Genomic DNA, 2,271 nt, shown 5'->3' on the forward strand with positions numbered 1-2,271 from the left:
CCCAACAGTACACAACGAAAAAGAGGCTAATGAGAAGAGGCTGAAGGCCATGGAGATTGCCAGTGAGTGGGGTGATAGGATACCTGTGGGCATATTCTATAAGAATGAGCTTGTACCAACATATGAGGAGAGGATGCTCTCCAGGATAAGTAATTACATGGAATTACCACCAGCTAAGCAGATTATTGAGAGGGATGGCTACTCAGTAACACTAGTAGATAGTATACTCGCAAAGAGGAGGGTTGTTTAAACAAGATTTCTTTTAAATCCCCTTTATTTAAAGGGGTTTATTTTTCACTTAATGGGTAGGTTAAGTACATCCCCAGGCTTCATCACGTAAACCCTCACGTGGGGGGCTAGGGACTCAGCCAGATTCCTGAATTCCTCAGGATCCTGCCTAATCTGAGGGAAGGTATTGTAGTGCATTGGCACCACTGCCCTGGGGTTTATTAGGGATACTGCGTATGCTGCCTCCCTTGGGCTCATTGTAAAGTAGCCGCCTATGGGTAGTAGGGCAACATCGGGTTTATATAATCTGCCTATCAACTCCATGTCACTGAATAAGCCAGTGTCGCCGGCGTGGTAAATAATGGCTTCAGGCGACTTAATTACGAAGCCAGCTGGGGAACCGTGCGTTGAACTGTGTAGTGCAGGAGTCATGTAAACCTCTATTTCATTAGTTAATTTAACTGGCCCGCCAATATTCATGCCTATGGTATTCTTAACCCCCTCCTTCTCAGCCAGGTAGACGGCTAGCTCGAATATGGATACCACGGTGGCGTTAGTCTTATTAGCTATTTGAACAGTCTCACCCAAGTGGTCTGAGTGATCATGGGTCACTAGGATGAAGTCTACTTTACTTAACTCACCTAGGGTCACTGGGGAATTGGGGTTTGATATCCATGGGTCAATAAGTATCCTCCTACCCATTAACTCCACTTCAAAGGCCGCATGACCAAGCCACTTCAAGTAACCCATGATCCTAGGGGCTTATAACATCTTAAAAAGTTAACCCTAGGAGAACCGTGGGCATAATACTAAGTGATTTAAGCCCCAATTATTCACCATATACTAACCTGTATAGTTCATTACTCAGTTTTAAGCCTGAGCCTGTTAAAATAACTACAGTGGTTCCACTTAGGTTAGCCTCCTTAAGAGCCTTAAAGGCAACTGCACTTGTTGGTTCAATTATGAAGCCTAACCTAATACCCTCCCTTAACCCCTCAATAACATCCTCATCATTAGCAATAACCACATCACCCCCAGTGTCCCGTATTGCATCAACTATTTGAGTTAACCTAGGTGGCTGAGGCACTATTATGCCGTCAGGTAAAGTTGCCTTACCCCCCATGGGTGTGTTATGGAGTATGCTGTAAGCCCACTCGTAGCCTGATGCTTCAACAGCTATTATCCTCGGCATATCCTTAATAAGCTTCAATTCCTCAGCCTCCTTAAAGCCTAAGTATAGGCCTAGGGTTAAGGTACCATTACCCAGGGGCGTAACTACATTATCAATGCTTCCCAACTCCAATGCTAATTCATAGGCTATTAACTTAACCCCATGTATGAAGAAGGGGTTCCATGAATGCCCAACATAAACCCCCTCGGTGAAGCTCATTGCAAGTGATGATGCATCACCCCTTGACGCAGCCTCAATAACATTAGCACCCAGGAGCCTCATTAACCTCTTCTTAGCTTCAGGGGCTGTTTTAGGGACATAAATCCTAGCCCTAATCCCCTTAACAGCGGAGTAGGCTGCCAATGATAACCCAGCATTACCACTTGAATCCTCAACCACGGTGACGTCATTACTAAGTACTGATAAGGCGAGGCTCCACCCCCTATCCTTAAATGAGCCGGTGGGGTTAAGGTACTCAAGCTTAAAGTAATAATCACCCCTCTTAACCAGTGGGGTTAAACCTTCACCAAGGCTCAGCGGCTCCTTAACAGGTAGTATCTTCGTTATTTCACGCCTACTAAGCTCCCTAGGCTTCCTTAAATCATAACTCACGTCTAACGGCGACCCACACCTAGGGCACTTAATGAGCCAAGTATTAGCCTCGGTGGTGAAACCACACTTAGGGCACTTGTACGTTATTTCCCCATTCATGTTCGTTAAGTTGAGTACCATGAATAAGGGATAGGGCTTAACTTTAAAACTAATACATGATTAAGCGCACCTCGTGCTTTAATTAAAAGCATACTTAAATATTATGTTTGATGCTTAGGAGTATAGTATGCTTAAACTTTCCTTAGCCCCTTAACATCAAT

2 protein-coding genes and 1 pseudogene are annotated in these 2,271 nt (G+C 44.6%); 1 reads left to right on the top strand and 2 read right to left on the bottom strand.

All coding sequences use genetic code 11. The annotated features are described in order from the left end of the window. A pseudogene (locus BP896_RS04220) lies at nucleotides 1-250 on the top strand (2-oxoacid:ferredoxin oxidoreductase subunit beta); the annotation flags it as partial. Between the two features lie 44 nt (nucleotides 251-294). Here BP896_RS04220 and BP896_RS04225 read toward each other — a convergent pair. Together BP896_RS04225 and BP896_RS04230 are read right to left on the bottom strand one after the other, a co-directional pair. Beyond that, the gene (locus tag BP896_RS04225) at nucleotides 295-978 is read right to left on the bottom strand and encodes a metal-dependent hydrolase (RefSeq protein WP_291765999.1); all 684 of its coding nucleotides are present in this window, start codon (nucleotides 976-978) and stop codon (nucleotides 295-297) included. A gap of 79 nt (nucleotides 979-1,057) precedes the next feature. Then, nucleotides 1,058-2,131, bottom strand: a complete 1,074-nt coding sequence (locus BP896_RS04230; RefSeq protein WP_291766000.1) for a threonine synthase — start codon at nucleotides 2,129-2,131, stop codon at nucleotides 1,058-1,060. Nucleotides 2,132-2,271 lie beyond the last annotated feature (140 nt).

Source organism: Caldivirga sp. UBA161 (assembly GCF_002506515.1).
GTDB lineage: Archaea > Thermoproteota > Thermoprotei > Thermoproteales > Thermocladiaceae > Caldivirga.

What these genes read in the sequence shown, in the direction of transcription:
- BP896_RS04225 (WP_291765999.1), bottom strand. Translation starts at nt 978, where the DNA reads ATGGGTTACTTGAAGTGGCTTGGTCATGCGGCCTTTGAAGTGGAGTTA.
- BP896_RS04230 (WP_291766000.1), bottom strand. Translation starts at nt 2,131, where the DNA reads ATGGTACTCAACTTAACGAACATGAATGGGGAAATAACGTACAAGTGC.